Origin of the sequence: Mycobacterium interjectum, assembly GCF_900078675.2 — a bacterium.
GTDB lineage: Bacteria > Actinomycetota > Actinomycetes > Mycobacteriales > Mycobacteriaceae > Mycobacterium > Mycobacterium interjectum.
Map to the genome: position 1 here is coordinate 2,679,077 of NZ_LT546237.1, position 24,319 is coordinate 2,703,395.

Annotated in this window: 32 protein-coding genes, 1 tRNA gene and 1 pseudogene; 12 read left to right on the forward strand and 22 right to left on the reverse strand. The window is 66.5% G+C overall.

Annotation, left to right across the window (positions count from 1 at the left end; genetic code table 11):
• From BN4348_RS61675 to BN4348_RS47235, 7 genes and pseudogenes are all read left to right on the forward strand, one after another.
• Positions 1–243, forward strand: a pseudogene (locus BN4348_RS61675) (hypothetical protein); the annotation flags it as partial.
• 285 nt (positions 244–528) lie between these two features.
• A complete protein-coding gene (locus tag BN4348_RS47210) occupies positions 529–1,026 on the forward strand; it encodes a hypothetical protein (protein ID WP_066914629.1) in 498 nt (165 codons plus the stop codon).
• Complete coding sequence (locus BN4348_RS47215) at positions 1,023–2,054, forward strand: tyrosine-type recombinase/integrase (protein ID WP_084454277.1); 1,032 nt, start codon at positions 1,023–1,025, stop codon at positions 2,052–2,054. The genes BN4348_RS47210 and BN4348_RS47215 overlap by 4 nt, the downstream gene beginning before the upstream one ends.
• 10 nt (positions 2,055–2,064) lie before the next feature.
• Entirely contained in the window at positions 2,065–3,177 is a 1,113-nt protein-coding gene (locus BN4348_RS47220; protein WP_235852773.1) for a tyrosine-type recombinase/integrase, read from the forward strand.
• A gap of 45 nt (positions 3,178–3,222) precedes the next feature.
• A complete protein-coding gene (locus tag BN4348_RS47225) occupies positions 3,223–3,675 on the forward strand; it encodes a hypothetical protein (protein ID WP_066914630.1) in 453 nt (150 codons plus the stop codon).
• Positions 3,676–4,434, forward strand: a complete 759-nt coding sequence (locus tag BN4348_RS47230; RefSeq protein ID WP_066914631.1) for a hypothetical protein — start codon at positions 3,676–3,678, stop codon at positions 4,432–4,434. It abuts the gene before it with no gap.
• Positions 4,435–4,458: 24 nt separating this feature from the next.
• Positions 4,459–4,698 (forward strand): hypothetical protein, encoded by a 240-nt coding sequence (locus tag BN4348_RS47235; protein ID WP_066914632.1) that lies wholly within the window; start codon positions 4,459–4,461, stop codon positions 4,696–4,698.
• A 47-nt stretch (positions 4,699–4,745) separates the two neighbouring features.
• Here BN4348_RS47235 and BN4348_RS47240 read toward each other — a convergent pair whose 3' ends face one another.
• The 13 genes from BN4348_RS47240 to BN4348_RS47300 all read right to left on the reverse strand — a co-directional run bounded on the left by BN4348_RS47240 (position 4,746) and on the right by BN4348_RS47300 (position 14,850).
• Positions 4,746–5,573 (reverse strand): phosphoribosyltransferase, encoded by an 828-nt coding sequence (locus tag BN4348_RS47240; protein ID WP_160040497.1) that lies wholly within the window; start codon positions 5,571–5,573, stop codon positions 4,746–4,748.
• Positions 5,509–6,489: a DNA-processing protein DprA gene (locus BN4348_RS47245; RefSeq protein ID WP_160040500.1), complete on the reverse strand. Its 981-nt coding sequence runs from the start codon at positions 6,487–6,489 to the stop codon at positions 5,509–5,511. The genes BN4348_RS47240 and BN4348_RS47245 overlap by 65 nt, the downstream gene beginning before the upstream one ends.
• A gap of 231 nt (positions 6,490–6,720) precedes the next feature.
• On the reverse strand, positions 6,721–7,020 hold the full coding sequence (locus tag BN4348_RS47250) for a hypothetical protein (RefSeq protein WP_160040503.1): 300 nt from the start codon (positions 7,018–7,020) through the stop codon (positions 6,721–6,723).
• A gap of 22 nt (positions 7,021–7,042) precedes the next feature.
• The gene (locus tag BN4348_RS47255) at positions 7,043–8,839 is read right to left on the reverse strand and encodes a glycine-rich domain-containing protein (protein WP_066914635.1); all 1,797 of its coding nucleotides are present in this window, start codon (positions 8,837–8,839) and stop codon (positions 7,043–7,045) included.
• Positions 8,840–9,288: 449 nt separating this feature from the next.
• Complete coding sequence (locus BN4348_RS47260) at positions 9,289–9,627, reverse strand: hypothetical protein (RefSeq protein ID WP_160040506.1); 339 nt, start codon at positions 9,625–9,627, stop codon at positions 9,289–9,291.
• A gap of 24 nt (positions 9,628–9,651) precedes the next feature.
• On the reverse strand, positions 9,652–9,903 hold the full coding sequence (locus BN4348_RS47265; protein ID WP_096866168.1) for a hypothetical protein: 252 nt from the start codon (positions 9,901–9,903) through the stop codon (positions 9,652–9,654).
• Entirely contained in the window at positions 9,900–10,253 is a 354-nt protein-coding gene (locus BN4348_RS47270) for a hypothetical protein (protein WP_066914638.1), read from the reverse strand. The genes BN4348_RS47265 and BN4348_RS47270 overlap by 4 nt, the downstream gene beginning before the upstream one ends.
• 122 nt (positions 10,254–10,375) lie before the next feature.
• Positions 10,376–10,642 carry a hypothetical protein gene (locus tag BN4348_RS47275; protein WP_142308728.1) on the reverse strand — a complete coding sequence of 89 codons (267 nt, stop codon included), beginning with the start codon at positions 10,640–10,642 and terminating at the stop codon, positions 10,376–10,378.
• 199 nt (positions 10,643–10,841) lie between these two features.
• Positions 10,842–11,096 carry a hypothetical protein gene (locus BN4348_RS47280; RefSeq protein ID WP_066914640.1) on the reverse strand — a complete coding sequence of 85 codons (255 nt, stop codon included), beginning with the start codon at positions 11,094–11,096 and terminating at the stop codon, positions 10,842–10,844.
• Between the two features lie 172 nt (positions 11,097–11,268).
• Positions 11,269–13,443 (reverse strand): bifunctional DNA primase/polymerase, encoded by a 2,175-nt coding sequence (locus BN4348_RS47285; protein WP_066914641.1) that lies wholly within the window; start codon positions 13,441–13,443, stop codon positions 11,269–11,271.
• Positions 13,440–13,775 (reverse strand): DUF2742 domain-containing protein, encoded by a 336-nt coding sequence (locus tag BN4348_RS47290; protein ID WP_308204256.1) that lies wholly within the window; start codon positions 13,773–13,775, stop codon positions 13,440–13,442. Before BN4348_RS47290 ends, BN4348_RS47285 begins: the two co-directional genes overlap by 4 nt.
• Positions 13,763–14,470, reverse strand: a complete 708-nt coding sequence (locus BN4348_RS47295) for a hypothetical protein (protein WP_066914642.1) — start codon at positions 14,468–14,470, stop codon at positions 13,763–13,765. The genes BN4348_RS47290 and BN4348_RS47295 overlap by 13 nt, the downstream gene beginning before the upstream one ends.
• A gap of 161 nt (positions 14,471–14,631) precedes the next feature.
• Positions 14,632–14,850, reverse strand: a complete 219-nt coding sequence (locus BN4348_RS47300) for a helix-turn-helix transcriptional regulator (protein WP_066914643.1) — start codon at positions 14,848–14,850, stop codon at positions 14,632–14,634.
• Between the two features lie 109 nt (positions 14,851–14,959).
• Here BN4348_RS47300 and BN4348_RS47305 point away from each other — a divergent pair, with 109 nt between their 5' ends.
• Together BN4348_RS47305 and BN4348_RS47310 are read left to right on the forward strand one after the other, a co-directional pair.
• Complete coding sequence (locus BN4348_RS47305; RefSeq protein ID WP_066914644.1) at positions 14,960–15,610, forward strand: helix-turn-helix domain-containing protein; 651 nt, start codon at positions 14,960–14,962, stop codon at positions 15,608–15,610.
• Positions 15,597–16,748 carry a site-specific integrase gene (locus tag BN4348_RS47310; protein ID WP_084454279.1) on the forward strand — a complete coding sequence of 384 codons (1,152 nt, stop codon included), beginning with the start codon at positions 15,597–15,599 and terminating at the stop codon, positions 16,746–16,748. The genes BN4348_RS47305 and BN4348_RS47310 overlap by 14 nt, the downstream gene beginning before the upstream one ends.
• A gap of 53 nt (positions 16,749–16,801) precedes the next feature.
• On the opposite strand, the gene BN4348_RS47315 is transcribed toward BN4348_RS47310, so the two are convergent.
• Positions 16,802–16,885, reverse strand: a tRNA-Leu gene (locus BN4348_RS47315).
• 139 nt (positions 16,886–17,024) lie between these two features.
• Here BN4348_RS47315 and BN4348_RS47320 point away from each other — a divergent pair.
• Entirely contained in the window at positions 17,025–17,405 is a 381-nt protein-coding gene (locus tag BN4348_RS47320; RefSeq protein WP_066914645.1) for a hypothetical protein, read from the forward strand.
• Positions 17,402–17,752 carry a DUF3817 domain-containing protein gene (locus BN4348_RS47325; RefSeq protein WP_066914646.1) on the forward strand — a complete coding sequence of 117 codons (351 nt, stop codon included), beginning with the start codon at positions 17,402–17,404 and terminating at the stop codon, positions 17,750–17,752. Before BN4348_RS47320 ends, BN4348_RS47325 begins: the two co-directional genes overlap by 4 nt.
• Before the next feature lie 21 nt (positions 17,753–17,773).
• Here BN4348_RS47325 and rdgB read toward each other — a convergent pair whose 3' ends face one another.
• The gene (rdgB, locus tag BN4348_RS47330; protein WP_235852774.1) at positions 17,774–18,388 is read right to left on the reverse strand and encodes an RdgB/HAM1 family non-canonical purine NTP pyrophosphatase; all 615 of its coding nucleotides are present in this window, start codon (positions 18,386–18,388) and stop codon (positions 17,774–17,776) included.
• A gap of 159 nt (positions 18,389–18,547) precedes the next feature.
• On the opposite strand from rdgB, the gene BN4348_RS47335 reads away from it, so the two are divergent.
• On the forward strand, positions 18,548–18,991 hold the full coding sequence (locus BN4348_RS47335) for a nitroreductase family deazaflavin-dependent oxidoreductase (protein WP_066914647.1): 444 nt from the start codon (positions 18,548–18,550) through the stop codon (positions 18,989–18,991).
• A 143-nt stretch (positions 18,992–19,134) separates the two neighbouring features.
• Here BN4348_RS47335 and rph read toward each other — a convergent pair whose 3' ends face one another.
• The 7 genes from rph to clpS all read right to left on the reverse strand — a co-directional run bounded on the left by rph (position 19,135) and on the right by clpS (position 24,308).
• A complete protein-coding gene (gene rph / locus BN4348_RS47340) occupies positions 19,135–19,914 on the reverse strand; it encodes a ribonuclease PH (protein WP_066914648.1) in 780 nt (259 codons plus the stop codon).
• Positions 19,915–19,941: 27 nt separating this feature from the next.
• Complete coding sequence (locus BN4348_RS47345) at positions 19,942–20,724, reverse strand: cyclic nucleotide-degrading phosphodiesterase (RefSeq protein WP_066914649.1); 783 nt, start codon at positions 20,722–20,724, stop codon at positions 19,942–19,944.
• Between the two features lie 72 nt (positions 20,725–20,796).
• Positions 20,797–21,612: a glutamate racemase gene (gene murI, locus BN4348_RS47350; RefSeq protein WP_066914650.1), complete on the reverse strand. Its 816-nt coding sequence runs from the start codon at positions 21,610–21,612 to the stop codon at positions 20,797–20,799.
• On the reverse strand, positions 21,609–22,274 hold the full coding sequence (locus BN4348_RS47355) for a rhomboid family intramembrane serine protease (protein ID WP_066914651.1): 666 nt from the start codon (positions 22,272–22,274) through the stop codon (positions 21,609–21,611). Before BN4348_RS47355 ends, murI begins: the two co-directional genes overlap by 4 nt.
• A gap of 57 nt (positions 22,275–22,331) precedes the next feature.
• A complete protein-coding gene (locus tag BN4348_RS47360) occupies positions 22,332–23,375 on the reverse strand; it encodes a P1 family peptidase (protein WP_066914652.1) in 1,044 nt (347 codons plus the stop codon).
• Entirely contained in the window at positions 23,372–23,977 is a 606-nt protein-coding gene (gene aosR / locus BN4348_RS47365; RefSeq protein WP_066914653.1) for an oxidative stress transcriptional regulator AosR, read from the reverse strand. Before aosR ends, BN4348_RS47360 begins: the two co-directional genes overlap by 4 nt.
• A gap of 25 nt (positions 23,978–24,002) precedes the next feature.
• Positions 24,003–24,308, reverse strand: coding sequence for an ATP-dependent Clp protease adapter ClpS (clpS, locus tag BN4348_RS47370; RefSeq protein WP_066914654.1), 306 nt, complete (start codon positions 24,306–24,308; stop codon positions 24,003–24,005).
• Positions 24,309–24,319 lie beyond the last annotated feature (11 nt).

Consider the following 24,319-nt stretch of genomic DNA (forward strand, 5'->3'; position numbering starts at 1 on the left):
ACCGGCGGCAACGGGGGCGCTGCCACCACGATCGCCGGCGGCGCCGGTGGCGCCGGCGGCACTGGGTTCACCTTTGGCGCTACCGGCAACAGCGGCGCCGGAGTCGGCGGCGGCACCGGTGGCGACGGCGGCAGCGTTGCGCTAGTCGTCGGCTCAGGCGGTGGTGGCGGGGGCGGCGGCGCATATGTCATGAGTGCCTCAGACGGCACCGCCACGGGCGGCAACGGCGGCCAGAGCCAATAGCACCCGGCTATCACCGGCAGCGCCCTCGTTCGGGCGGGGGCATCGGTGCGGGCGGAGGGACTCGAACCCTATTCAGCTACCTGGTCAACGGGCTGAACTCGGCTTTATCTGCCAAAAGACATTACGGTAATTCACTTCAGTTAACCGTTACTGCGGCCAAATTGCGGCCACGGTGCGGCCACGGTGGCTCCAATGGGTCGTCCCGATCTCCTCCCCCCGCGCGGAAGATGACCCACTCGGAATACCACCCCCTCCAGAATCCCCTCACGCGAAAGGACAACCCCCATGTCGACCACACCCACCACCCCCGACAAGACCGCAACCACCTGGCGCGACCTGCAAGACGACCTGACGTTTGATCAAGTCGGCTGGATGCTGAATTTCGAGAGCAACGCGAAGGGTGATCCCGCCGACGTCGCGGACGTCCTTCTGGACGCGGCGCGCGAGCATGTCGAGAAGAACAGGGTCGACGCCGAGCGATTCGCACACCTACCCACGCCGGCCGCCGCGCGCAAGGTGTTCCACTGGGAAGACGACGGCGAGGGGCATTGGACGCGGCAATTCAGTGGCACCCGCGCCGTGATCGAGCGGCCGCTGCCTCAGTATCCGAAGTCCAGGAACCGCCTCGACATCTCCATCGAAGGTGTCCAGGATCAGGACGGCACCATCGACCGGTACGTCCACATGTACACGGACGGAACACAGTTCACGTCCGTCGAGCTTCGCCAACTGGCGGCCACGGCTACGAACATGGCCGACGAATTGGATCGGCTGGACCGATGATCACCTACGAGGGGCTTCGGAAGGCCGCGAAGGCGCGCCGGCTGCGATTCAGCCACCAGGGCGCGAACTGCCGGATTTTTGACCGCGACGGCCAGGTGTTGCACACCGGGGATGTTGAAAGCACAGCTCGGTTCCTGGCCGGGCTGCCCAAGCCGCCTCTGAAGTACCGATGCAAGTCGGTCCCCGGCGAATGGGTGCGCCCGATCGAGGACTACCTGCTGACGCTGGCCGCCGGCGGCCAGCGTGCCGCCTCGCTGAAACTCCGCCGAAGTCACCTGGCCACGATGGCTCGCGCCTTCGGCTGCGCGCCCGAAGCGGTCACGGGCGAGCTGCTGGTCGGCTGGTTCGGCAGCCAAACCCACTGGACGCCGGAGACCCGCAAGGGCTACCGCAGCACGGCTCGCGGGTTCTTCTCGTGGGCCTACCGCACCGGCCGCGTACCGACCTACCTCAGCGACGAGCTGCCCAAGCCGCGTCCACCGCACGGGGTTCCGCGGCCCGCGCCGGATGCCGCATGGGCTGCCGCCCTGACGGCGGCCGACGCTCGCACAACGCTCATGCTGCGCCTGGCAGGCGAGGCAGGACTGCGACGCGCTGAAGTCGCCCGGGTGCACACCCGTGACCTGATCGACGGCATCGACGGTGCGCGTCTGCTGGTCCACGGCAAGGGCGGACGCCAGCGGATGGTGCCGATCGGCGAGCACCTGGCCGCTTTGGTGCGCCGCGGCGCGGTGGGGCACACCCCCGAGCTGGCCGCTTTCGGACAGGGCACCGACGGGTGGCTGTTCCCCGGTAACGACGACGGTCACCTCAGCCCTCGATGGGTGGGCACCATTGTGTCGCGCGTGCTGCCCACCGGCTATGGCATGCACACCCTGAGGCATCTCTACGCCTCGCGGGTGTACCGCGGCAGCCGCAACCTGCGCGCCGTGCAAACGCTGCTCGGTCACAGCTCCATCGCGACGACGGAGCGCTATACGGCGGTCGACAACGACGAGATCCGCGCTGCAGCGGCCTGCGCGTGGTGAGGGGCCGACGATGACTGCAGTGCTGCGGCTCGTGCGCGACGATGACGGTGACGGCGGTCTGCCGCCGCTGGACGCCTGGGAGATCTACATGCGTGGCGCCGGGCGCTCGGAGCGCACGGTGCGCGATGGCGTGGCGGTCATGCGCCGCCTTGAACGCGAATCCGGTAAGGACTGCACTGAGATTCGGGCGGTGGACGTGTCGCGGTTCCTGGCCAGCTCGCAGCTGCGGGCCGGGTCCAGGGCGTCCTATTTCGGCTCCATCCACGCGTTCTTCAAGTGGTGGGCCCAGCAGGGCGGCCACCACGCCACCGTGGCGCTGCCGCGGCCGAAGGCGCCCAAGGGATCACCACGGCCGGTGTCGGACTCGGGGCTGCGGGAGCTGTTGGAGATGCGCATGCACCACCGGACCCGGGTCATGATCCTGTTGGCCGCGCTGGCCGGCTTGCGGGTGCACGAGATCGCGAAGTTCCGCGGCGAGGACATCGACCTGGACGCCCGCACGCTGCGAGTCACCGGCAAGGGCGGCCGCACCGACAGCCTGCCGGTGCATCCGATGCTGGTGGCCGCAGCGTTGACGATGCCCGCCCGCGGCTGGTGGTTCCCTGCGAACAGCCGGCGCCCGGGCGACCACGTCCACGGCAAGAGCGTCTCGGACATCATCGGGAATGCGATGCGCCGAGCCGGCGTCCCGGGCACGCCTCACGGCCTGAGACATTCGTTCGGGAGCAACCTGGTCGCCAGCGGCGCGGACCTTAGGACGGCCCAGACGCTGTTGCGCCACGCCAACCTGCAGACGACCGCCATTTACGTTCAGGTCGCCGATGGCAAGCGCGTTGAGGCCATCGACCGGCTAACGCTGCCCGTGCCCAGTGAAGCCGAGCGGGTGCAGGAGATGCTCAGCCAGCAGCTCGAGCGTTGCAAACAGTCCATCGTGCGACTGCTCGGCGCCCTTGGTCCCGGCGAGCAGATGTCACGCACACGCCTGAGCCAAGCACTGCGTTCCGACGTGCGCCCGCAGATCGACGCCGCGCTCGATGAACTCGTCGACGAGGGCGTCGTGGACCCGGCGCCGACCGACCGCGGACGGGCGTATCGCTGCGCGCCGAGAGGATGCGAACAATGAGAAGCGACCCATTCCCCGAGACCGGACGGAGTACGATGCGGCGGCATGAAGAACCCGTTGGCGCTTGGCCTCGCTCTTCTCGGCTCGCTGGCGATGGTTATCGCCACCTTCTTGCCGCTCAACGAATCCGGCTCGGTGCGCCGAATCGAGGACAACACGCTCATCCAGCAAGGCGGCTGGGTGCTGATAGCGCTCGCGATCTGGATCGCGGTGGGTGCCTATTACGTCGACCAGGGGCGCCAGCGGGCCGCCCTGGCAATCGTGCCGTGCGTCTTGGCTGCTGTGTGGATCGTGTACGTCGGCACGACAGCCGGAACGCAGACTCTTTATCCGATCGGCGCCGACGGAACCCCCGACACAAGCCAGCCCGGGATCACAGCGACGATGGGGACTGGCATCTATCTCGGCGCCGTGGGCGTGGCGGTGGCGCTTATCGGCTCGGTGATGCTCCGCAGGCCGTCGCCGAAGGCCGCGCCAGACAACAAGCCTGTGGTCTAAATGGCTGACGCGGCGTCGCCGGATCCCACCACCGAATGGGACGGCGACGGTGCGGGCGGCGCGGAGACAACCATCGTGCCGCCGGCGACGGCCGCGGCGCCCGAGCTGGCGTGGTCCCAGGACGACGAGACCGAGGAACACCGCGCCGCGTCGCCGTGGTGGTTGCGCCTCGCGTGGGGCCGCAGCACGCCACCGGTGCCGTCGTGGCGGCTGGCTTTCGCCTACGCTGCCGCGCTCGTGGCCCTCGGCGTGCTGATCGCGGTCGGCGTCGCCATGTGGCCGCGCCCGCACGACGACGGCCCGGTGCTCCAAGGCGGCATCATGGAGCCGGGTCCGCTTCCGGCCGCAGCGCTTCCGTCGATCTCCTCCGCGCCGCCGGAGCCGGTGACCACAGCACCCGTCGGGGCCCTCCCGCCCCCGACGGTCACAGTGACAGCAGCACCGCCGCCGAGCGCCAAGCCCGTGCAAACGCCCAGGTCGGCCAACGCCGAACCCCCGCCAACCGAGGGCATGTTCGTCACATGCCCCTCAGGACATTCGGGCGTAGCGACCACGGTCACGTCATGCGCCTTCGCCGACAGCGTGCGCAGGGCCTACCTAGTCCAGGGCGGCCCCGACGTCTCGGCCTATTCCCCGGTCACCGGAGAGACCTACGCCATGGAATGTATCGGCGGGTTCACCGCGCACTTGAGCGACGGCGCAGTGGTGCAAGCCGTGCGGTGCACGGGGGGCGACAACGCCGTGGTGGTGGTGTGGTGAGTAGAGCGAAAAGGATTGCGCCACATGTCAGAAGATGATCTGAATATCGCCGAGCTGCACAGGCGCTTGCACCCCGAGGGGCGTGCGCCGAGGACGCCGGAAGAGTGGGCCGCATTTTTTGCGACCGGCCACGCGCTGGTCGAACAGTATGGCGCCGATCGCATCGGCCCGATGATCAACGAACTGATGTCGCTGACCTTGGCAACCGCCAATGTGTTCCTGGGGAAGTTGCTTGACGCGTTAGGCGGTGAGCCGCCAGCCTAGCTCACGCGCTCGACTGGGTGAACGACCTACTGAACCTCCCTGCGCGGTCAGGGACAGTCGCCGCCAGTCACCGGACAAATACCCGGATCGTAGTCCCGCCGAAGGCGGCTCTGGATGAATTCGGCGTTGTTCCCGTACATCGGCGAGAGCCACCGTCCGACGACCATCACGCTCACGTGCTCGGCGCCGGCCTCGCGAAGCTTGACTGCCGCCGACTGCGTGTTCGACCCAGTCGTCCAGGTGTCGTCCATGACGAGGACGTGTTGACCACGCAGGCTTTGCTTGGGGACGATCTCGAACTTGCTAGCAGATATGACGCGGTTGTTCGTTGCTCCCGGTGTCGGCACCAAGGCCAGCCGGTCCTCATTGACTGCATTCATCGCCTGGGCGATCGCCGCAAACGGGTGGACCCCGGGTCGGCGATTCAGGGATGGAACCGTCACGCGTATGGTCGCGCGCCTTCCGATGCGCTTCTCAATGCACTTCTGATGCTTCATGATTCCGAGGTACAGCAGCCGACGCACTACACGGCTGTGCTGTACCCGCGCCTCGGCGCTGACGTCGTCCTTATAGTGACGCAGAAGAATCCCCGACTGTGTGCGCTCGATGCCGTAGGTCAGCGGCGCTACTAAATCGGCAATCCCAGGGGTCCACTGGTCGCGGTTACAGCGCCAGCAGCGCTCATAGCCGTCGACCGGCGTACCGCACACGCGACAGGTGACATACGGCTCCCGGATGACGTTGCGAAGGTAACCGCCAGCCTGGCTGACGAGCAGACGCTCACTTGCGGCGACCGGATCCCGGCCGGGATCAACGGACGTCCGGCCGTCCCGTCGACGGTGCGAGGACGTCGAGCCCGTCGCTGTCATCCTCATCGAGGACCCGCTCGACGAGGTCCATCACCTCTGCAGTGTCGCGTGCAACGTATACACCGGGCCGGCCCCTCATCGCTTGGCCCCACTTCGTCGCACTGACAACGGAGTCGGTCAGGATCACCGGGCGGCCATGCGCCACGGCGACCCGCGCCTGAATGCGGGTGCCGCTGTGCTCGCTAGCCTCGACAATGACCGAAGCTCGGCCAAGTCCAGACATTGTGACGTTGCGCATTGGGAACGAATGCTTGCTCGGCGGCGCGTCAGGCAGGAACTGAGACACCAGCGCGCCAGCGGCAGCAACCTGCTTATGCAGCTCGCGGTGGCTCGCGGGGTAGACCCGATTGATGCCGGTTCCGATGACGCCGATTGGCCGGCCGCCGACGCGCAGCGTCGCTTCGTGCGCTGCGCCATCAATGCCGTCAGCCAGACCAGAGATGACTGAGATCCCGCGCTTTGCAAGCCCTTCGGCGACACCCGCGGCGAACGCTAGCCCGTGCGCCGTCGCACTGCGTGATCCGACTACAGAGACGCCAACCTCGTCAGTGCGTAGCTGTCCTTTGACGAACAGCATCGGCGGCATCTGATGAATTCCTCGCAGCGCCAATGGATATTCAGCGTCGAGCACCGTAATCAGGTCGAACTCTGTCGACTCTTGCCATTCGACGAGCTGCTTCCATGCCAGCTGGAAGCAGATGTCCGCATCATCGGCACTCTGGATGTGGCCTTCAAGAGCGAGCATCGGGGGCGCCGGTGGATGCAAGTCATGCCAGATCGCCAACGCCGAACCGCGCAGCGAGACTTCCGAGGCGATCGTCGACCACGAGGTCTTACCAGCTCGTTCCCCGAGCATGGCCGGACGTTCCTCGAGCAAGGCGAGCAGTGCAGCGCGCTCCTCATCGGCGAATCTGTCGCCCATGCGCGGTAGCATAAGGCCGCTGTCGGGGTTCGGCAGCGCTTCGACGCAGTTTCTGTAGCTCAAGTCGTTTGTCACCTCATTCCCCCAGGTAGTCGGCTCTACTGTCAATGATATTGCCCCTGGCCGACACGCCGAGAGCGGCCCGATGCATCGGCCTGCGAAGCTGCCAGCATAACCGTCCTCGTTAAAGTCGCCGGTCCATCCAGTCGTGGCCGGAGCCGCGGGCGCGCGTCAGCGGGTCGTCACGGTGTAGTTGGCTTCGACGTCGGCCTGGTCGAGCACCCGGACGAAGTACCCGTCGAACACAAACCATTGGGTGTCGGCAACAATCAGCGGCGCGTAGCCGCCTTTGGCGATCTGCATCGTCCACAGCGCTTCGTTCGCGGGGTCAGGTGTGATCTGCCAGCTCCATCCGGATTGGCGGATCAGGTTGCAGCCATCGAAGACGTCCAGTGCGGTCGCTGCCGTGAACTGCCATCCGAGAATGGGATTGGTGAGCCCGGAATACTGGTTGGCCGCCTTCGGCGTCAAGATGTGTGTCGCCATCGTCTTCCTATCCTTGGTATGCCGTGATCCATACAGCGCCGGGTGCGCCGGTCTTTCGCGGATCTCCGGCACCTCCAATGTCAAGGCCCCCACCGCCCGGGGCGTTGGCGTAGCCGCCGGTGTCTTCCGTGCCGCCGTAATAAGTGGTCCCGTTGAATGTTTCATTTCCTGCCGCCTGGCCGTAGTCTCCTACGGGTGACCCTGACCCGACGCCCCCGGCAGCGGAAACGGTTCCGTACCCGGTGATTGCTACTGAGCAACCGGAGCCGGAGCCGCCGTTGGTGATCGCGCTCCCTGCCGTTCCTCCGGCACCGACGGCGACGGTGAATGTCGTTGTGGACAGCGGAATGTCAACACCGTAGGTCAGTGTGACGGCATTCCAGATGCCAGCAGCGCCACCCGCGCTGCCGCCAGCTCCGCCCCCATCGCCCACCATCACCAGATCGAATTTGTCGCCGGACTTCATCCAGGACGGCACCGCGTAACTCTGGCCGCTGCCCGCCGTGGAGAAAAGCGTTGTGACCGGGGCATGTTCAGACGTGCCAGCGATACCGCACATGGCGAGCCACGGCACATTCGATGAATAGGTTGGGCTGGCAATGGTCGACGGCGCGGCGCCGGAACCCCTCGTCGCGGCAAGCTGCTTGGGGTAAGCGTTGCTGTTCGCCGGTAGCCAGTGGTTGGGCATCCCGACCACCTGATAGGTACCGCTGCCGACCACCTGCATCTCGACCGCATACCAGTTCGCCTGCTGCGGAGTGCTATTCGAGGTGTCGATATACGGTGACGGCAGGTCGTAGTAATTCCACAGCGGCGCACCACTACTGGTGATCTGTCCGATGATGTTCGCCGATGCATGAACCAACGTCAGGGCGCCCGTCGAAAGATCGACCTGATAGATGTTGATGTACATATCCGTCAGCGTGGCGACATTGGATATCTCACCCAGCCAGCAAATCGATTTCTTAAGTCCGCCGTCTGGCGTGGCGATCATTCCTATCGCGCTGACGGCCGCGGTGACGTTGATCGTCGTGGGTGTCGATCCGGCAAGGGTGGTGATGTTGAAAACCGCGTCGGCCGAGGGGTCTACGCCTATATAGGAGGGCTTGCTGATCGCGCGCATCGCCAGCTGCGAAGAAACGTTCTGGGAGATCGTCGTCGCGCTATCAACGCTGCCGAGCAAGGTTGTTGCGGCGCTCTGAATTTGCGGCACACCGGTGACAGTCCCCGTGGCGCCCGTCCAGATCTGCCAGAGCGCGTTGCCGACGCCTTGAAGATCGGCTTCGATGCTTGTGCTGAAGGGGCCCAGGACGGCCGGCCCGGGAATGCCGGCGGTGATATTGGCGATGTTGGCTAGTTGTGAGGCATCGAACTGGCCCAGGCCGGCTCCGGTTGCGGTCAGGTTCTTCAGCAGCGACGACCCGAGATTCGCGAACCCCTGCTCGGCGTCGTAAAGCCCGGTAACGCCGAGATATTGGATCTGGCCGGCGACCGTCGTGAAATAGGTCTGAATGTTGCCGGTCGTGTGATTCGTCCCGGCGAAGCCCAGCGCGTTGGCGATCGCGTCGATGAGATTCTGAAGCTGCGTCACCGCGCCCAACACTTCGTTGCCGAACTGCTGCAGCGCCACAAACGGCTTGACGCCGAGAACCGAGATGTTGAACAGCGCCTGAGCGATCGAGCCCTCGATCTGGGCAACGAGTGTCGCGCCCCACGCCTTGACCTGCGCCCAGTCCGGTGGCTGCGGAATGCCGGAGTCGACCGCCGGGACGGTGTGGATCGACTGCGGGACAGGATTGCTCACGCGGACCTCCTCCTCGTCCGCGGTGCGTTAACCGCGCCTGGATCGGCCCCCACGTCGCGTTTGCTACGCAGACTGTGCGAGGCAGCTTTCGAGGCCGGTCCAGGCAAGTCAACTCCCATGATCATCGCTCGATTTAGGCACGGATACCTCGGCAGGCAGTCGGCCGTTCAGGGTCGTTTGCTGGCGAATAATGTCTGGCCAAAAAAGTTGGCACAAAACCGGGCCGGAACCCGTCTGCGAAAAAATGGGACTGGCAAGGGTCGTCGCCGCGAGGCTTGAGTCCAAAATCCCGGAAAGTCCCCAGACCTCTTTTCGGATCCCCAGACCCGTACAGACTGCGACACGGCGAGGCCGGCCCGTCGCCGGAACGGCCTGGCGAAAAAATGCGGATCCCAGGAAAAAATGGAAGCGTTTCGTGCTGATGTGCGCGTCGCTGGGGATGGTCGCGATCACCGCTGCGCCTTCATCGGCAACCCCGTCGCGCAGTCGATGGTTTGATTGCGCACTTCCGCGCGCTCACGTTCAATCTCGGCATTCTTCGCGGCCAACCAGGCCTTCACGCGCTCGCGCGTGCGGCTGACGCGCGCCTCACGCTCGGCCGGCGTCTCGTGCTCGGCGCCTACCGGTTCGACGAGGCCGAAGTGTTCGTGCCGAAGTGCGGCCAGCTCCGGCAGCGACACGACGTCCCCACGCTGGACACCGTCGGGGTAGTCGTAGAAGTTACCCCAGACCGCATCGAGCATCCGAACCTGGACTTGTGGATCTCTTTGCGCTGCTTGCGCTTTCATGCCGTCCGTCTCCAATCGGGTTTCTCAGTTGCTGGCGGCTTTCGGCCACATTTGGAACTGCTCTTCGGAGAACCAGACGTAGTCGACCGCGGCGTCGGTCCGCTCGCGCTGAACGTTCTCAGTGCCGGTTGTGCAATCCGGGCAGTAGATCTCGGCGACGTGGCTCAGGTCGGTCTGGGGATCCGTGGCGATCGACACCGCCCAGTCGGCACCGGATGCGCGCGGGTTGCGCAGTCGGCGACTGCAGCGCGCGCACCGGTTGACCTTCGCAGTCATCCCGGCCCCCACCGCTTCGTATCAAGTTCGGCGAGGAGCTTCCGCGGATCACGCGAATGATGTTCGTGTTGCTCCTCGGCTGCCCAGATCAGCCCGAGGGCACGCAGTTCACCCAGCAGTGCGGCCGGTGATCGCGGCTTCTCGCCGGGGACGTATCTGCGCCGTTCCAGCTGCCGTAGCGCTTCGGATCCGCTGATCGGCCGCGTGAGCGAGCGGGCCTCGATGAGCTCGCCCAGCCGGCCCGCTTCGGCGTGTTCTACGACGGCCTCCAAAGACGCGCCGGCCCAGCGCGCCAGGCCCCGATACGCGCTGGACACACTCCTGTCGCCGCTGGCGAATTCAGTGCGCATCACGCGCTCCCAACGGCGTCCCCGGCATCGGCTCGTCCGGCGGCCGGGTGCGCGCGACCAAGCAACGGAATTCGACTTCGCCAAGGCCGGCAAGCCAGCCTTCGACGGCTTGCTGTAATTGGTCAGGCACTGGTCCTCCCCGCGCGCTTAAGAACAGCATCGCGGTCGAATACGCATACGCCGGAAACCATCTGACCTCCAAGCTTCTCGTAGTTTCGCTGCGCCGACCGCTCAGAGATACCAAGCAACTCGGCGGCCTGGGCCGCGCTGATCAGTTTCAATCTTCGCGGATCATCGGGGGCGCTGTCGTTTTCGTGGCGCTCGGGCGACAGCAGGTTGTATTCGACGTTGCGATATTCGACGTCGAGCCGGTTGAACAGATCCGCCACCGAGCGCGGAACTTTGTCCAGACACCCGCGTGTGAGTCTGGACATGCACCAGTACGCGACCCGGATTTCGGAGGGGTTGAGTTTCATGACGCTGCCCCCGCTATCGATACTCGTGGTTGTCGGACCACGCCCGCAACGACTCCGGAAAAATGCCGGTTGTCGAGCGTGGCCGCCCAGTCACCGCAAGGCCGGTCGGTGCTCATTTGATCGACTCGGGTTGCCAAGTGACGGTGCCGGCGGCGGCGGGGCAGCCGTCGTCGTGGAAGATGTGGCCGATCACTTTTTTCCCGGGGAATAGATGGAGTTCTCCGGTGGCGCTGCAGTCGGAGCAGGCGCCATCCAGTCCGTAGATGATGCCGGGGCGACCGGTGGTTTCCACGCGATGCTGTAGGTCGCGGATCTTGGAGGCTGAGTGCGGGTCGCGGGCCTGGGCCCGGCGCTGGCGGCGGTTCATGAGGTGGCTCCGCTGACACACTGACCCGATTTTTGGGCGGGTTCCGTCACCCGTGGTGAGTGCGTGTGTGTGCGTGTCTCATATAGACACGCTGACACACTGCCGCACTGCCACTCCGCGAGTGTGTTGACACACTGGTGACACAGTGCGACACGCTGACACGCTGGGGTCATCAAAAGATCCCGTCTTCGCGTTGTTCGGGCGTCGGGCAAGATTCATGTCGCTCTCTGCCGACCGCCACCGGCAGGCCACACTGGCTGCACGCGCGGTAGATGCTGTGCAGTTTCGCTCCGCGTGGGCCGTCCGCGACGGTCACCAGCCTGTCTTTGATGGCCTGTTTAGCGCCGGCCCGCACGGATTTCTGGCTGTGTTCGCCGTTGAGCGCATCCTGTAGGGCGCGCACACTCAGCGGTTCGCCGTTTCCTTGCTCTGCGAGGACTTTGATGATCGCCAGTTTGGCGGCCTCAACCCTGGCGTCGGTGCGTGATCCTGCGGCGTAGGTCAAGCGCCGGGTGTCCGGGTCGTAGCTGAGTCGGCCTTCGGCCACGCTGACGTCGCGGCCGTAGGCGGTGAAGTAGCGCGGCGAGTCGGGTTCTTCGGTTTCGCGGACGATACGCCAGATGGCGTCCGGCCAGTCTTGGAGGCGTGAGTCACCGCGAGCGCGTTCGCTGGTGTGGCCCATGTGCTGCACGAGCGCCGAGTCGGGAACGCCGGCGTCGTGCAGCAGAGCGTCGTAGGCGGTGAGGAATTGGCCGGCGTCGTGGTTTTCGTCGAGGCCGAGCGCGTCGAGGACGGGCCGCAGGCAGTCCAGCATGAGATAGTCGCAGCCGAGGTCGCGCAGCCGGGTGGCCCACATGTCGCGGCAGCGGTCGTCGAGCAGGTTGAAAGAGGCGACTTTGCCGCGCAGCGTAACCACATCGGCCACGGCCGCGGTGTTGATGATGTTCTGGTCGCGCAGCCAGCGGCGCAGCGTGCTCTCGGACAGCTCGTCGTCAATGAGCACGACGCGTCGGGCGGTGCTGTTCACGGTGAATGCGCCGAGGAAGTCGTCGCCGTCGACCAGGGAGCGCAGCAGGTTCCCGAGGGCGGTGGTTTTTCCGGCTTTGTACTGCGCGGAGAAGATAACGCGACTGTCGGCGGGGGCGACCTCTTCGATGCGGTAGCGCACCGGGGTGTCGGGTTCGCCCAGCAGCGCGTCGAGGTTTTTGACGGCCGGCAGCGCGGTCGGTGGGTTTTCTTCGTCATCAAGTCGGCGCTGGGCTTCCCGGTTGATCCGCAGCACGGTCATGCGATGCTGGATAGCGCCCTCGGCAGCGTCGGCCTGGTCGGCTCGGTCCTGGGGGCCGTGGTATTCGCCGGGGTGGCGATCTTCGGGGTCGGATGGCGGGTTGCCGAGCTCGTGGGTCCATTCGTCGTGGTCGGGTTCGGCGAGCAGCTGCGCGGCCCGGTCACTGTTGACAAAGTTGCGGAATTCCTCGGAGGCCTGGGTATGGCCGCCGGGCCGGTCCGGGCCGACCGCGGCCACGAACGCTTTTTGCAGCGCTTTGAGTGCGGGCAGTACCCCGAAGTCGCCTTGCTTGCCGTAGCGCAGCAGACCCAGAACGTTGTCGCGCGTGTGGTCGTGGCGACTGGGGCCGTAGCAGGCCGCGACGGCCTCGCCCAACCGCCACGCCACGCGCCGCGACATTTCGCCCTCAGTGAGCGCTTGCCGCACGTTGTAGGGACCGTGGTCACCAAGGTCGGCACCGTTGCGCTCGGGCTTGCGCAGCGCTTCCAGCCAGGCGGCGGGTAGGTCGGGGATGTCATGGAGCGCGGGCGGTTCGGCAAGGGGCTCGTTGTCGATCCCCAGCCACCGGTAGGTGTCTCCTCTCGGGTGGCGCGACGGCCAGCCCATGACGTAGCGGTGGTGGTGCTGGCAGATTTCGATGTCACCGATGCCGAGTTCGGGAAACTCAAGCACGCTCACCAGTTCGATCCCGGCGGGGATGCGGTAGAGCCGGATGCCCGATACCCCGTCGTCGCGGCTGGTGGAGCGCGGGCTGTGCGGCAGCTTCCCCCAACGTTTCTCGGCTTCAGCCAATGTTTCCGCCCCAGTTTCGCCGTCGTAGGCGTCCACATCGATGCCGATCACGTCGGCCGGTAGGCGGATCGCGATGTTGCCGTGGGGTTCGTCGGTGGCCCACGCGTGCATGTCAGCGAAGCTGGGGTCGACGCCGTCGCGGCCCGTGTACCCGGTCGGCGGTGGGAATTTAATGCCGGCGCGCAGTTTGATGGGCACCCAGCCGCGGTCGCGGTAGAGGTCGTAGGCGGTGGCGTAGATAGGTTCCGGGTGCTCGACTTCGGTCATGCCGGAGTCCTTCTCAACCACGGCCGTGACTCCCGAAATTCGCTGCGCTGCCGGATCTCCCCCGCGACCTTCGGCCAGTCGGCGCCGGCTAAGATGGCCCTGCTCGCTTCGGCGTGCGCCTCCTGGGCTACCTCGACCCTCAGTGCATGATGGACGCCAAAGCTGGCCAGGGCAAGTAACTTTCGCGGATCTCCGTCCGCTAATTCACACCAGCTCGACGTGCCGGGCCACGGGAGCGGCCCGCAATTCGCTTGGGCCACAACAGCCTGCAAGAATTCCCAGGTGGGCCAGAACGAGACCTGCTGAGAGGCAACGGACGTCACCGGTCCCACCAGCCCTGCAACTGTGTGATTACCTCACCGAGCTGCTGGTGTGCCCGTTGAAGATCGCCGAGGTTCCGATGGGCCAGTTCCTCGCCGTTGCGAGAGAAGCGATCGTCAGCGGCTAGGTTGGTTAGGGTTTTGATCTTTTTTCCGGTGTCGTAGGTGGCCGTCGCGAATGCATCGGTGATCGGCTTGCGGCGGGGCTTTGCCGGCTCAGGCGGCTTCGGCCGGTACCGCTTGCCGTCGATCCCGATCACCTGCGCCGACGATGTCCCCCGCGCACGCTCTAACGCCTGGTTGACCCGGTCCGTTTGGCCGGGCGTCGATTCTGTGGGTGCGCCGGGCGGCTCTGACGCGATCAGCTCCTCGGCGAGCGTGTCCGCATCGGCATCGCCTGACGTGGTGACATTGTCACCACCTGCCTGCCGGTCCCGAATCAGCGTGCGCCGAGATACCCCAGTCGCGGACTCAATAGCGCGGTCGCTGAGCCCCGCCTCCCGCAGCGATGCGACGACTTCGGCGCGCTCCTCACGCGGCAGACGTAACCGCGCAGTGCCGAACTCGCGGGTGCAGTAGTCGCCCCACGACTGGTAGCCCAGCGCCGACCAGGCGCGGCCAATATAGGCCAGCCTCACCAGCTCCCAGACCTTGCCTAAGTCGTACTGGATACGGTTCGTGATGCGGCGAGCTTGCTGCTCGGTCATCGGGTGGCCCGCACCATACTGGCCACTCAGTACTGACGGCGCCCCTTCGGCTGTGAGTGAACTATCCTGGGGTGTATCAGCGCTGTGGTGAGCCCTGGTGACGTGGTTGGCCGGTCCCAAATGGGGCCGGCCTCCATCACTTTCAGGGGCGCCCCGGGCGCTCACGCGACAACGCCTCGCGGGTCGTCAGTGCGCTGAATTGTGTTGGCGTCCAGGTACGCGTTCACGTCGGTCCAGCGGTAGAGGACGCGCCTCCCCCGCTTGATGAACTTTGGTCCGGTACCGCGATAGCGCATCTGTGCTAGACCAGCGGGGCTTGTGTCGAGCACTTCTGCCACCTGCGCGGGCAGAGCGATGCCGAGGTCTGTCGCGGCGGTCATAGCATCACGTCCTTTCAAGTAGGCCAGATATGGCTCACGTGATGGTTAGAGAATTACAGTCGTGGAGTTCGATTGTCAAGGAGACCACTTCTGGTCTACGCTTCGTCACGTGAGTTCACCGCGCCCGCTCGCCGTCCTGGTCGGCGAAAACTGCAAGCGCATGCGCGAGCGCGTCGGCGCCACACAGGACGAGCTGGCGCGGTGCGCCCGCGATGTTGGGCTTCGTTGGGACGCGGGCAAGGTGCGGCGCTTTGAGTCCGGCGACGTAGTGCCGTCATTCTCAACGGTGCTGGCAGTGACCCTCGCGCTGCAGATGGTGGCTGAGGGGCACCTGGTGGCTGGCGAGCCGATTGACTGGTGCTATCGCGGCCTGTCTGACCTTCTGGAATCGGAGACGGATGCATACGTCAACGTCACAGACAAGCTCATGGTCCGACCTGAGACCCTGCGAAGGGTTTGCGAGGGATTTGCGTGGAATACGGTCGCCATGAGTCAGGACGCCCTTGCGACCATGAATGCTGCGGTCGACAAGCTGGCCGGCGTAATTGCCCGTCAGGGGTTGACCGAGCACCGATTAGCCAAGCGACTCGGCATCAGTCCTGAGCGCCTTGCCGACTTGACGTTGATGCTATGGGGCGGCACGTTCAGCGAGGAACGCGACTATCGACTCGGGCCGAATGTCAAGCAGCAGAACCGCTCTCAGATGACCCGCAAAATGCAATCCGAGATCGAGGAAGCGTTGGCCAATGGCGACGATTAGCAAGTACCAAATCTCAAGCGGTGCAACGCTTTATCGCGTCCGCTACCGCACCCCCGAGCGCGGAGAGACATCGAAACGCGGCTTTCGGACGAAAAGGGACGCCGAGGCGTTCGCGAACTCCGTCGAGGTCGACAAGCTGACCGGCTCCTACGTCAAGCCATCGCTGGGTCGAATCACAATCGGCGAGCTGTCCGCTGACTGGCTTGCACGCAAAAAAGAGGCGACCGCGCCATCGCACTACCGGATGTTGGAGTCGGCCTACCGCGTGCACGTGAAACCTAAGTGGGGGTCGATCAGCGTAGCGGACGTCGACACCCTTGGCGTGGAGGCGTGGATTGCCGCGATGGGCCGCGACGGCAGCGGGGCGACGACGGTGCTGCGCGCGCAGGGAGTGCTTTCAGGGATTCTCGCCGATGCCGTGAAGGCGAAGCGGCTGGCTGCCAACCCGTGCAAGGGCATCGAGAATCTCCCCCGCAAGATTGCGCGTCGGCACGTATACCTGTCGGCCGATGACGTCCAACGGCTGGCTGACGCGGCAGGCGAGCACCGGGCGCTGGTGTTCGTGCTGGCGTATACCGGGATTCGTTGGGGTGAAGCGATCGGCCTGCGCGTGGTCGATGTGGAGTTCCTGCGGCGCCGGCTCACCGTCTCGGAGAACGCCGTGCAAATTGGCACCAGGCATGCGGTCGGGCCGACGAAGGGGCGCCAGGCGCGGTCGGTGCCGGTGCCCGAGTTCGTGCTGAACGAGCTGTCCCGTCAGTGCAAGGGGAAGGCTCCCGGCGATCTTGTCTTCCCCGGCCGCGATGGCGGCTATATGCAGCGGCCGAAGTCGTCGACCGGCTGGTTTCAGGCGGCCGTCAATCGGGCGAAAGTCCAGAAGGTCACCCCTCACGATTTGCGGCATACGTGTGCATCGTTGGCTGTGTCGGCCGGGGTGAATGTGCTTGCGCTGCAACGCATGCTTGGCCATAAGTCGGCCAAGATCACCCTCGACACCTATGCGGATCTGTTTGATGACGATCTCGACGCCGTGGCTGTCACATTGCACGCCCGGTACTCCACGGGAGATAACTGTGACTCGCCGAAGTTACTCGCAAGTTGTGGCCAAAATGCGGCCACGGAACGGCCAGAAGGTTAGCTGGCAAACATGAAAACAGCCATCTACCTGCGCGAACTACCCTGCCGCATCGGTGCGGGCGGAGGGACTCGAACCCTCACGCTCTTTCGAGCACCGGCACCTAAAGCCGGCGCGTATGCCAATTTCGCCACGCCCGCAAGACTTCGCGATCCTATCGCCTCGCGGCGACGACGACGTGTCGGCGGCGCGGCCCATAACCGAAAGGCCTCGAAGTTCCGTGGAGCCGCCCCGGCCGCGAATTCGTCGGGCCCGAATCGTGGGCGGTACCTTCAAGGGGTGCCGACTACCCGCCGTCGCAGGCCCGCGCTGATCGCCTTGGTGATCGCCGCGGCGTGCGGTTGCCTGGCGCTGGGCTGGTGGCAGTGGACCAGGTTCCAGTCGGTTTCGGGCAGCTTCCAGAACCTTGGCTATGCGCTGCAGTGGCCGCTGTTCGCCTGGTTCTGCGTGTACGCCTACCGCAAGTTCGTCCGCTACGAAGCGGCGCCACCGGAGCCGCACAAGGGCGGCGAGATGACCGAGATACCCGCCGGCCTGCTGCCCGAACGGCCCAAGCCGGCGCAGCCGGCGCCCGACGATCCCGCGCTGCGGGAGTACAACGCTTACCTGGCCGAGCTCGCCAAAGAAGATGCCGAGAAGCAGAACAGGACCACCGCATGACCACACCCGAGACCCCCGGCGCGCCGGCGCCCGCCTTCCCAGTCGAGAAGATCCGCACCGCGTTGCTCGGCTACCGGATCATGGCGTGGACGACCGGCCTGTGGCTCATCGCCCTGTGCTACGAGATCGTCTCGCACCTGGTCTTCCACCACGAGATCCGGTGGATCGAGGTGGTGCACGGCTGGGTGTATTTCGTCTACGTGCTGGCCGCGTTCAACCTCGCGATCAAGGTCCGCTGGCCGATCGGCAAGACCATCGGGGTGCTGCTGTCCGGCACCATCCCCCTGCTGGGCATCATCGTCGAGCACTTCCAGACCAAGGACGTCAAGGCGCGCTTCGGGCTCTAAGCCTCGAGTATGCAGCCAGCTTCACAGTCGTGGTGCAGCCAGGTCGCGCAGCGCCGGCACCAACAGCGCCAGCGCGCGACCGCGGTGCGACACCGCATCCTTTTCCGCCGGGCTGAGCTGTGCGGCGGTGCGGTCTTCCCCGCACGGAACGAACACCGGGTCGTAGCCGAACCCGCCGTCGCCGCGCGCCTCCCGCGCGATGGTGCCGGGCCATTCGCCGCGGACGACGACCTCGCCCGACGGCGACACCAGCGCGCAGGCCGACACGAACGCCGCGCCGCGCCGTCCGTCGGGAACGTCACGCAACTGAGCCAGCACCAGCGCGGTGTTGGCGGCGTCGTCGCCGTGATTACCGGACCAGCGCGCCGATAGCACGCCAGGCATCCCCTTCAACGCCGCCACCTCCAGACCCGAGTCGTCGGCCACACAAGCCAGACCCGTTGCGGCGAAGGCGTCCCGCGCCTTGGCCAGCGCGTTGTCCTCGAACGTCGCACCGGTCTCGGGGGCTTCGTCGAACGGCGCGACGTCGTTCAGCGAGACCAGCGTCAGCCCCGTCAGGCCGGCGCCGTCGAGCACCCGGCGCAGCTCGGCCAGCTTCTTGGGGTTGCGGCTGGCCACCAGCAGGCGGGTCATCATCTATTCCTAATCGCGCGTCTGGGCAGTTGCCGATGCACCCCGGCCACCTTACGGACTGCGAGCCGATAGGTCGGCGACGCGAATCGCTCAGCAGTGCCGGCACGCGTACGGCACGCTCCGCAAGGAATAGACAGGGCGACGAAGTAGCTTCCCCCAGGGGTGAGCCAAAAACCCGATGCCGAGACGCTAAAAGCGCTCAATAACAACATCACCGACGAGTTTCGCGCCAACGCCGGCAAGGTGGGCGGGCGATTCGAAGGCAACGAGCTGTTGCTACTCACTACGAAGGGCGCGAAGTCCGGCGAGCCGCGCGTCGCGCCGCTGGTGGCCTTCCGTATCGACGGCAAGCTGCTGATCGTCGCCGGTTACGGTGGCGCCGACGTCAACCCGGCGTGGGTGCACAACTTGCGGGCCAACCCGCGAGCGCGCGTTGAAGTCGCCACCGACTCGTTCGACGTCGTCGCGCACGAGCTCGACTCGTCCGAACGTGAGGCGATCATCCCCAAGATCAACGCGACCGTACCCGCGTTCGCGTTCGCGAACTACCAGTCAAAAACCACGCGCACCATCCCGATATTCGAGCTGCAGGAAGACGAGTCATGACCGACTGGAATGGGTCTCTTCTTGGCCGCGGTGTCGGCGGTGATAGACCGCGGGGCAGTTAGGCCAGGGTCAGGCTGGCGACCAGCAGCTTGTCACAAGCGCCGCTCCTCCTCATCGCTTCGCTCTGCATCGTCGCCGGGCGCTCAGGTGCCGAACGCCTTCGGCGGTGGCGGTCCCTCCGGCAGCACCCCCGGGTAGGGCAGCTCCAGCGCCTCGCGCTGCGCGGCGAACAATTGGTCGCACGCGGCCAGCGCCACGTCGAGCAACTTGTCCAGCGTCGAGCGGGGGAACGTCGCGCCCTCCCCCGTCCCCTGGACCTCCACCAAAGTTCCGGTGTCGGTGGCCACGACGTTCATGTCGACCTCGGCGCGCGAGTCCTCTTCGTAGGGCAGGTCCACCCGAACCCTGCCGTCGACGACGCCGACGCTGACCGCCGCGATGGCGCACGACAGCGGACGCGGGTCCGACAGTTTGCCCGCCGCCGACAGATACGTCACGGCGTCGGCCAGCGCGACGTAGGCGCCGGTGATGGCGGCGGTGCGGGTGCCGCCGTCGGCCTGCAACACGTCGCAGTCGACGGCGATCGTGTTTTCCCCCAGGGCCCTCAGGTCGATGCACGCCCGCAGCGACCGGCCGATCAGCCGGCTGATCTCCTGGGTGCGTCCACTCAGCCGGCCCTTCACCGATTCACGGTCGGAGCGGGAATGGGTGGCGGACGGCAGCATTGCGTATTCCGCGGTCAGCCACCCCAGGCCGGACCCCTTGCGCCAGCGCGGCACGCCCTCGGTGACGCTGGCGGTGCACATGACCTTGGTGTGGCCGAATTCGATCAGCACCGAACCCGCCGGGTGGTCGGTGAATCCGCGGGTGATGACTACGGGGCGAAGCTCGTCGTCGAGGCGGCCGTCTTCTCGTTTGGACACCCAGTAACCCTAGCCAACGCCGGGTGCTCAGACCCTTTCGGAGCGGCGGACATCGAACGTCTCACCGCATACCACCGCGTGCACGGGACCGTCGAATTCGGCCTTGGCCTCGCTGATCACGTCCTCGCGCGAAGTCCACGGCGGAATGTGGGTCAACAACAGCTCGTGAACGCCGGCCTGGGCCGCAACCCGGCCGGCCTCCGTGCCCGACAGGTGCAGCGCGGGCGGGCGATCCGGCGCATGCGTCCACGACGCCTCGCAGAGAAAAACGTCGGCGCCGCGCGCCAGCTCGACGAGCTGATCGCAGATGCCGGTGTCACCGCTGTAGACGAACGAGGCACCGCTGGGATCGGTGACGCGCAAGCCATACGACTCGGTGGGGTGCGCGACCACCCGGGGCGTCACCGTGAGCGCCCCGAACGTGACCGGCTCGCCCTCAACCCAGTGATGAACGTCGAATATGTCCGAGCAATCGTCGATCTCGCCGCCATAGGGCGATGACGCGGCCCCCAACCGCGACCAGGTGTCGCCCGGGCCGTACAACAACGCCTTCCCGAGCGGCTTCGACGGGTGGTAGCGGCGCCACACGAACAGCCCCGGCACGTCCAAACAGTGGTCGGCGTGCAGGTGTGTCAGCAGCACGTGGACGGAGCCGGGGTCGGCGTAGCGCTGTAGCGCGCCCAGCACACCGCCGCCGAAGTCGAGAACCAGCGGCGGGGTATCCGGCGCCCGAAGCAGATAACCCGATGCCGGCGAATCCGGACCGACCACGCTGCCCGAGCAGCCGAGCACGGTTATTCGCACGGACACTACTGTGCCATGCCCGATCGCACGATGGAGAAAACATCGCCGCTTTGATGTGACCAGAATCTCCCCGCCGCGCTACCGGGCACGGGTTTGCTGCACCGGCTGAACTCCCGTCACCGCGGGGCCCAGGAATCGCGCCGCCAGTTTGGTGAACGCCTCGGGGTCGCCCGTGGCCTCGAACACGCGGGTGGCCGGCGGCGCGTCATGGGGGCGCAGCAGGTCGTGTTCGGTGAGCACCCGAAGCACTTCCTTGGCGGTCTCCTCGGCGCTGGAAACCAGCGTCACGTTCTCGCCCATGGCCAGCTGGATCAGGCCGGACAGCAGCGGATAGTGCGTGCACCCCAGCACGAGGGTGTCCACCTGCGCGCGCTGCAGCGGCTCCAGATAGCCCTCGGCCAGCCCCAGCACCTGACGGCCGCTGGTCACCCCGCGCTCGACGAAGTCGACGAACCGCGGGCAGGCCACCGCCGTGATCTCCGTGTCGCGGGCGGCGGCGAAGGCGTCTTGATAGGCATGCGAGTTGATGGTCCCCCGGGTGCCGATGACGCCGATGCGTCCGTTGCGGGTGGTGGCGACCGCGCGGCGCACCGCCGGCAGGATCACCTCGACGACGGGCACGTCGTAGCGTTCGCGGGCATCGCGCAGGCAGGCCGCCGACGCCGTGTTGCAGGCGATCACCAGCGCCTTGACACCGCGCTCGACGAGGTCGTCGCCGATGGCCAGCGCGTGGGCGCGGACCTCGGAAATGGGCAGCGGACCGTAGGGACCGTTGGCGGTGTCGCCGACGTAGATCATGTCCTCGTCGGGCAGCTGGTCGATGATCGCCCGCGCCACGGTCAGGCCCCCGACGCCGGAGTCGAAGACCCCGACGGGCGCCAACCGCGGGCTCATGTCCGGGGGCGCCGTGCGCCGGCCTTCTTCGATGCCCGCGCCTTGCGCTCCGGGCCGGACAGGAGATAGGCGGCGAGGACGCCGGCCAGCGCGCCACATAGGTGGCCTTGCCACGACACGCCGCCGCACTTGTCCAGGACGGGCACGGCGCTCACCAGGATGCCGCCGTAGGCGAACAACACCACCAGGCCCGTGATGATGTCCCAGAACCTGCGCACGAATATCCCGAACACCAGCAGAAACGTGAGCCAGCCGAAGATGAGGCCGGAGGCCCCGATGTGGTCGGACTCAAACCGGCAGCCGCCCCAGTTGCCGATGAGCCAGGTGCCGAAGCCGCCGACGATCCACACGATCGCGGTGGCCCAGACGAACCGGGACACACCGGCCAGCGTCATCAGGAAGCCCAGTACCAGTGCGGGCACGGTGTTGGCCAGCAGGTGCGTCCAGCTCGCGTGCAGGAAGGGCGCCCACAAGATCCCCCACAACCCATCGACTTCCAACGGCCTGATGCCGTTGCGGTCCAGCGAATGGTTCATCAGCTGATCGATCAGCTCGATGAGGTACAGCAACGCGACGAAGGTGAGGATCGTGGCGCCGCCGACCGCCCACTGCGGTCGCTTTTTCGACGGGGTCGCTGGCGCCCGCGGATGTCCTTGGGTCATAGCTGCCCTTCTCACGCGTTCCCGGCATCGTCAAGGCTACCGGCGAAGTTCCCTCCGTCAGCCGAACGCCCCGGGCAACACGTCGCGGTAGGTCGGGATTCCGGCCACCGACTCGGCGGCGAACACCCCGACCAGCACCGCGCGGGCCAAGCAGTCGGCCGCGGCCGCCGCTACCTCGGCGATCAGCCCCGTCTCGGGGGAGAACGCGGCGGGCAGCGGTTTGGCATCGACGGCCGGGGCCACCTCGATCGCCCCGGTCGCGAGGGCGAACACCGTGTCGCCGTCCAGCGGCGTGTGCGCCGGACGGATGGTGCGCGCCAGGCCGTCGTGGGCGGCGATCGCGACGCGCCGACAGGCGGCCGCGCTCAGCGCGGCGTCGGTAGCGACGACGGCGATGGTGGTGTTCAGCGGGTTCAGCGCCGACGGCAACGCCGCGTACGCGGCGATCTGCGCGGCCGGCGGTGGCGTGAGCGCGAACTCGTCGCTCAGGCTCGCCATCCAGGGCAGGCCGGTCGCGCGGTCGGCGACGTCGCCGGCGGAGTTCACCGCGACGACGGCGCCGACGGTGACGCCAGGAGCGGCAGGCGTCTGCAAAGTCACAGAGGCCGTCCCCAGCCCGCCCTTGAGGACCCCGGCGCGCGCCCCCACCCCCGCTCCGACGGTCCCGGTGGCCGTCGGCCCCGTGTCCGCGGCTTCGCACGCCGCGTAGCCGAACTCGGCCGTCGGCCGGCGGCCCCAGCCGCCGACCGGCAGGTCGAAGATCACCGCGCCCGGCACGATGGGCACCACGCCCCCGTCCAGGCTCACGCCGCGTTCGTGTTCCTCCAGCCAGCGCATCACGCCGTCCGCGGCCGCCAGGCCGTAGGCGCTGCCGCCGGCGAGCAATACGGCGTCGACGAAGCGCACGGTGTTGGCCGGGTCCAGCAGATCGGTCTCGCGGGTGCCGGGCGCACCGCCGCGGCAATCGACCCCGCAGACCGTGCCGGGAGGGGTGAGCACGACCGTGACGCCGCAGGCCCAGCCGGCTCCCAACGACGCGTCGGGGTCGAGTCGCTGGTGGTGACCGACGCGGATGCCCCCGACGTCGGTGATGGAGTTCATCCGGCCGGCTTCCCCATCAGCGCGAGGACCAGGTACTCCTGCAGCACGGTCAGCCACTGGTAGACGTCGAAGTGCACGGCCAGCGGGTGATCGGCCGGGAGCCGCTCCGGACCGTCCGGCCCGATCTCGAGCATGACACCCAGCGTCAGCCGGATGTCGTTGACGGCCGCGATCCAGGCGTTCGCTTCTTCCTCGGTCAGCTCGAAACGGCCGCCGTTGTCCGGAACGGTGTCCAGAAGCTTTTGCGCGGCAACGCGTTTGGCATCAATGATGTCCGGCTCGTGCAGGCTGCGCAGCGCCGCATTGAGGCTGTCGGGGGAGTCGCCGGCGGACGCGACGTCGTCGGCGTCACCCTCCGTGTCGTCCGGCTTGTAAAAATCCGGTAGCAGCCGACGCAGCGTCGGGTCGCGGGGCGGTTCGGCGTTACCCGTCTTGATGCCGGTGATCTCCTCGAGTTCGTCTGTGGGTGCGGAAGATTCGCGCTCGTCGAGCAGGCCGATCATCGCGGTGACGAGGTTCTTGAGCAGGGCGGCCTCGTGGGAGGCCAAGCCGGACCGAAAACGGGGACCGTTGGCGGTCTCGACGCGCTTCCATTTGCGCACAAGGAATCCCGGCCGACCTCTAGCCTCAGCGGTCCTGCTGCATCGTCGCCCACAAACCGGCGGCGTGCAGCTTGGACACGTCAACTTCCATGGACTCGCGGCTACCCGCGGTGACGACCGCCTTCCCCTCGTTGTGCACCTGCAGCATCAGCTTGGTGGCATGCGGCTCGCTGTAGCCGAACAACTTCTGGAACACATACGTCACGTAGGTCATCAGGTTGACCGGGTCATCCCACACGATGGTGACCCACGGGCTGGCCGTAACGTCTACCGGAGCCGACTCGCGTTGCCCGGTAGTGCCCGGCTTGGTGGGCGCTGACGCAACAACCATGGCCCCTACGA

Bases quoted from the DNA above. Each gene is read 5' to 3' on its own strand.
- BN4348_RS47355 (WP_066914651.1), bottom strand. From the start codon at position 22,274: ATGACCCAAGGACATCCGCGGGCGCCAGCGACCCCGTCGAAAAAGCGA.
- BN4348_RS47360 (WP_066914652.1), bottom strand. From the start codon at position 23,375: ATGAACTCCATCACCGACGTCGGGGGCATCCGCGTCGGTCACCACCAG.
- clpS (WP_066914654.1), bottom strand. From the start codon at position 24,308: ATGGTTGTTGCGTCAGCGCCCACCAAGCCGGGCACTACCGGGCAACGC.
- BN4348_RS47270 (WP_066914638.1), bottom strand. From the start codon at position 10,253: ATGCGCACTGAATTCGCCAGCGGCGACAGGAGTGTGTCCAGCGCGTAT.
- BN4348_RS47245 (WP_160040500.1), bottom strand. From the start codon at position 6,489: ATGGGCGACAGATTCGCCGATGAGGAGCGCGCTGCACTGCTCGCCTTG.
- BN4348_RS47300 (WP_066914643.1), bottom strand. From the start codon at position 14,850: ATGACCGCCGCGACAGACCTCGGCATCGCTCTGCCCGCGCAGGTGGCA.
- rdgB (WP_235852774.1), bottom strand. From the start codon at position 18,388: ATGATGACCCGCCTGCTGGTGGCCAGCCGCAACCCCAAGAAGCTGGCC.
- BN4348_RS47235 (WP_066914632.1), top strand. From the start codon at position 4,459: ATGTCAGAAGATGATCTGAATATCGCCGAGCTGCACAGGCGCTTGCAC.
- BN4348_RS47225 (WP_066914630.1), top strand. From the start codon at position 3,223: ATGAAGAACCCGTTGGCGCTTGGCCTCGCTCTTCTCGGCTCGCTGGCG.
- BN4348_RS47285 (WP_066914641.1), bottom strand. From the start codon at position 13,443: ATGACCGAAGTCGAGCACCCGGAACCTATCTACGCCACCGCCTACGAC.
- murI (WP_066914650.1), bottom strand. From the start codon at position 21,612: ATGAGCCCGCGGTTGGCGCCCGTCGGGGTCTTCGACTCCGGCGTCGGG.
- BN4348_RS47220 (WP_235852773.1), top strand. From the start codon at position 2,065: ATGACTGCAGTGCTGCGGCTCGTGCGCGACGATGACGGTGACGGCGGT.
- BN4348_RS47280 (WP_066914640.1), bottom strand. From the start codon at position 11,096: ATGAACCGCCGCCAGCGCCGGGCCCAGGCCCGCGACCCGCACTCAGCC.
- BN4348_RS47310 (WP_084454279.1), top strand. From the start codon at position 15,597: ATGGCGACGATTAGCAAGTACCAAATCTCAAGCGGTGCAACGCTTTAT.
- BN4348_RS47215 (WP_084454277.1), top strand. From the start codon at position 1,023: ATGATCACCTACGAGGGGCTTCGGAAGGCCGCGAAGGCGCGCCGGCTG.
- BN4348_RS47325 (WP_066914646.1), top strand. From the start codon at position 17,402: ATGACCACACCCGAGACCCCCGGCGCGCCGGCGCCCGCCTTCCCAGTC.
- BN4348_RS47210 (WP_066914629.1), top strand. From the start codon at position 529: ATGTCGACCACACCCACCACCCCCGACAAGACCGCAACCACCTGGCGC.
- BN4348_RS47240 (WP_160040497.1), bottom strand. From the start codon at position 5,573: ATGAGGATGACAGCGACGGGCTCGACGTCCTCGCACCGTCGACGGGAC.
- BN4348_RS47295 (WP_066914642.1), bottom strand. From the start codon at position 14,470: ATGACCGAGCAGCAAGCTCGCCGCATCACGAACCGTATCCAGTACGAC.
- BN4348_RS47230 (WP_066914631.1), top strand. From the start codon at position 3,676: ATGGCTGACGCGGCGTCGCCGGATCCCACCACCGAATGGGACGGCGAC.
- BN4348_RS47260 (WP_160040506.1), bottom strand. From the start codon at position 9,627: ATGAAAGCGCAAGCAGCGCAAAGAGATCCACAAGTCCAGGTTCGGATG.
- BN4348_RS47265 (WP_096866168.1), bottom strand. From the start codon at position 9,903: ATGACTGCGAAGGTCAACCGGTGCGCGCGCTGCAGTCGCCGACTGCGC.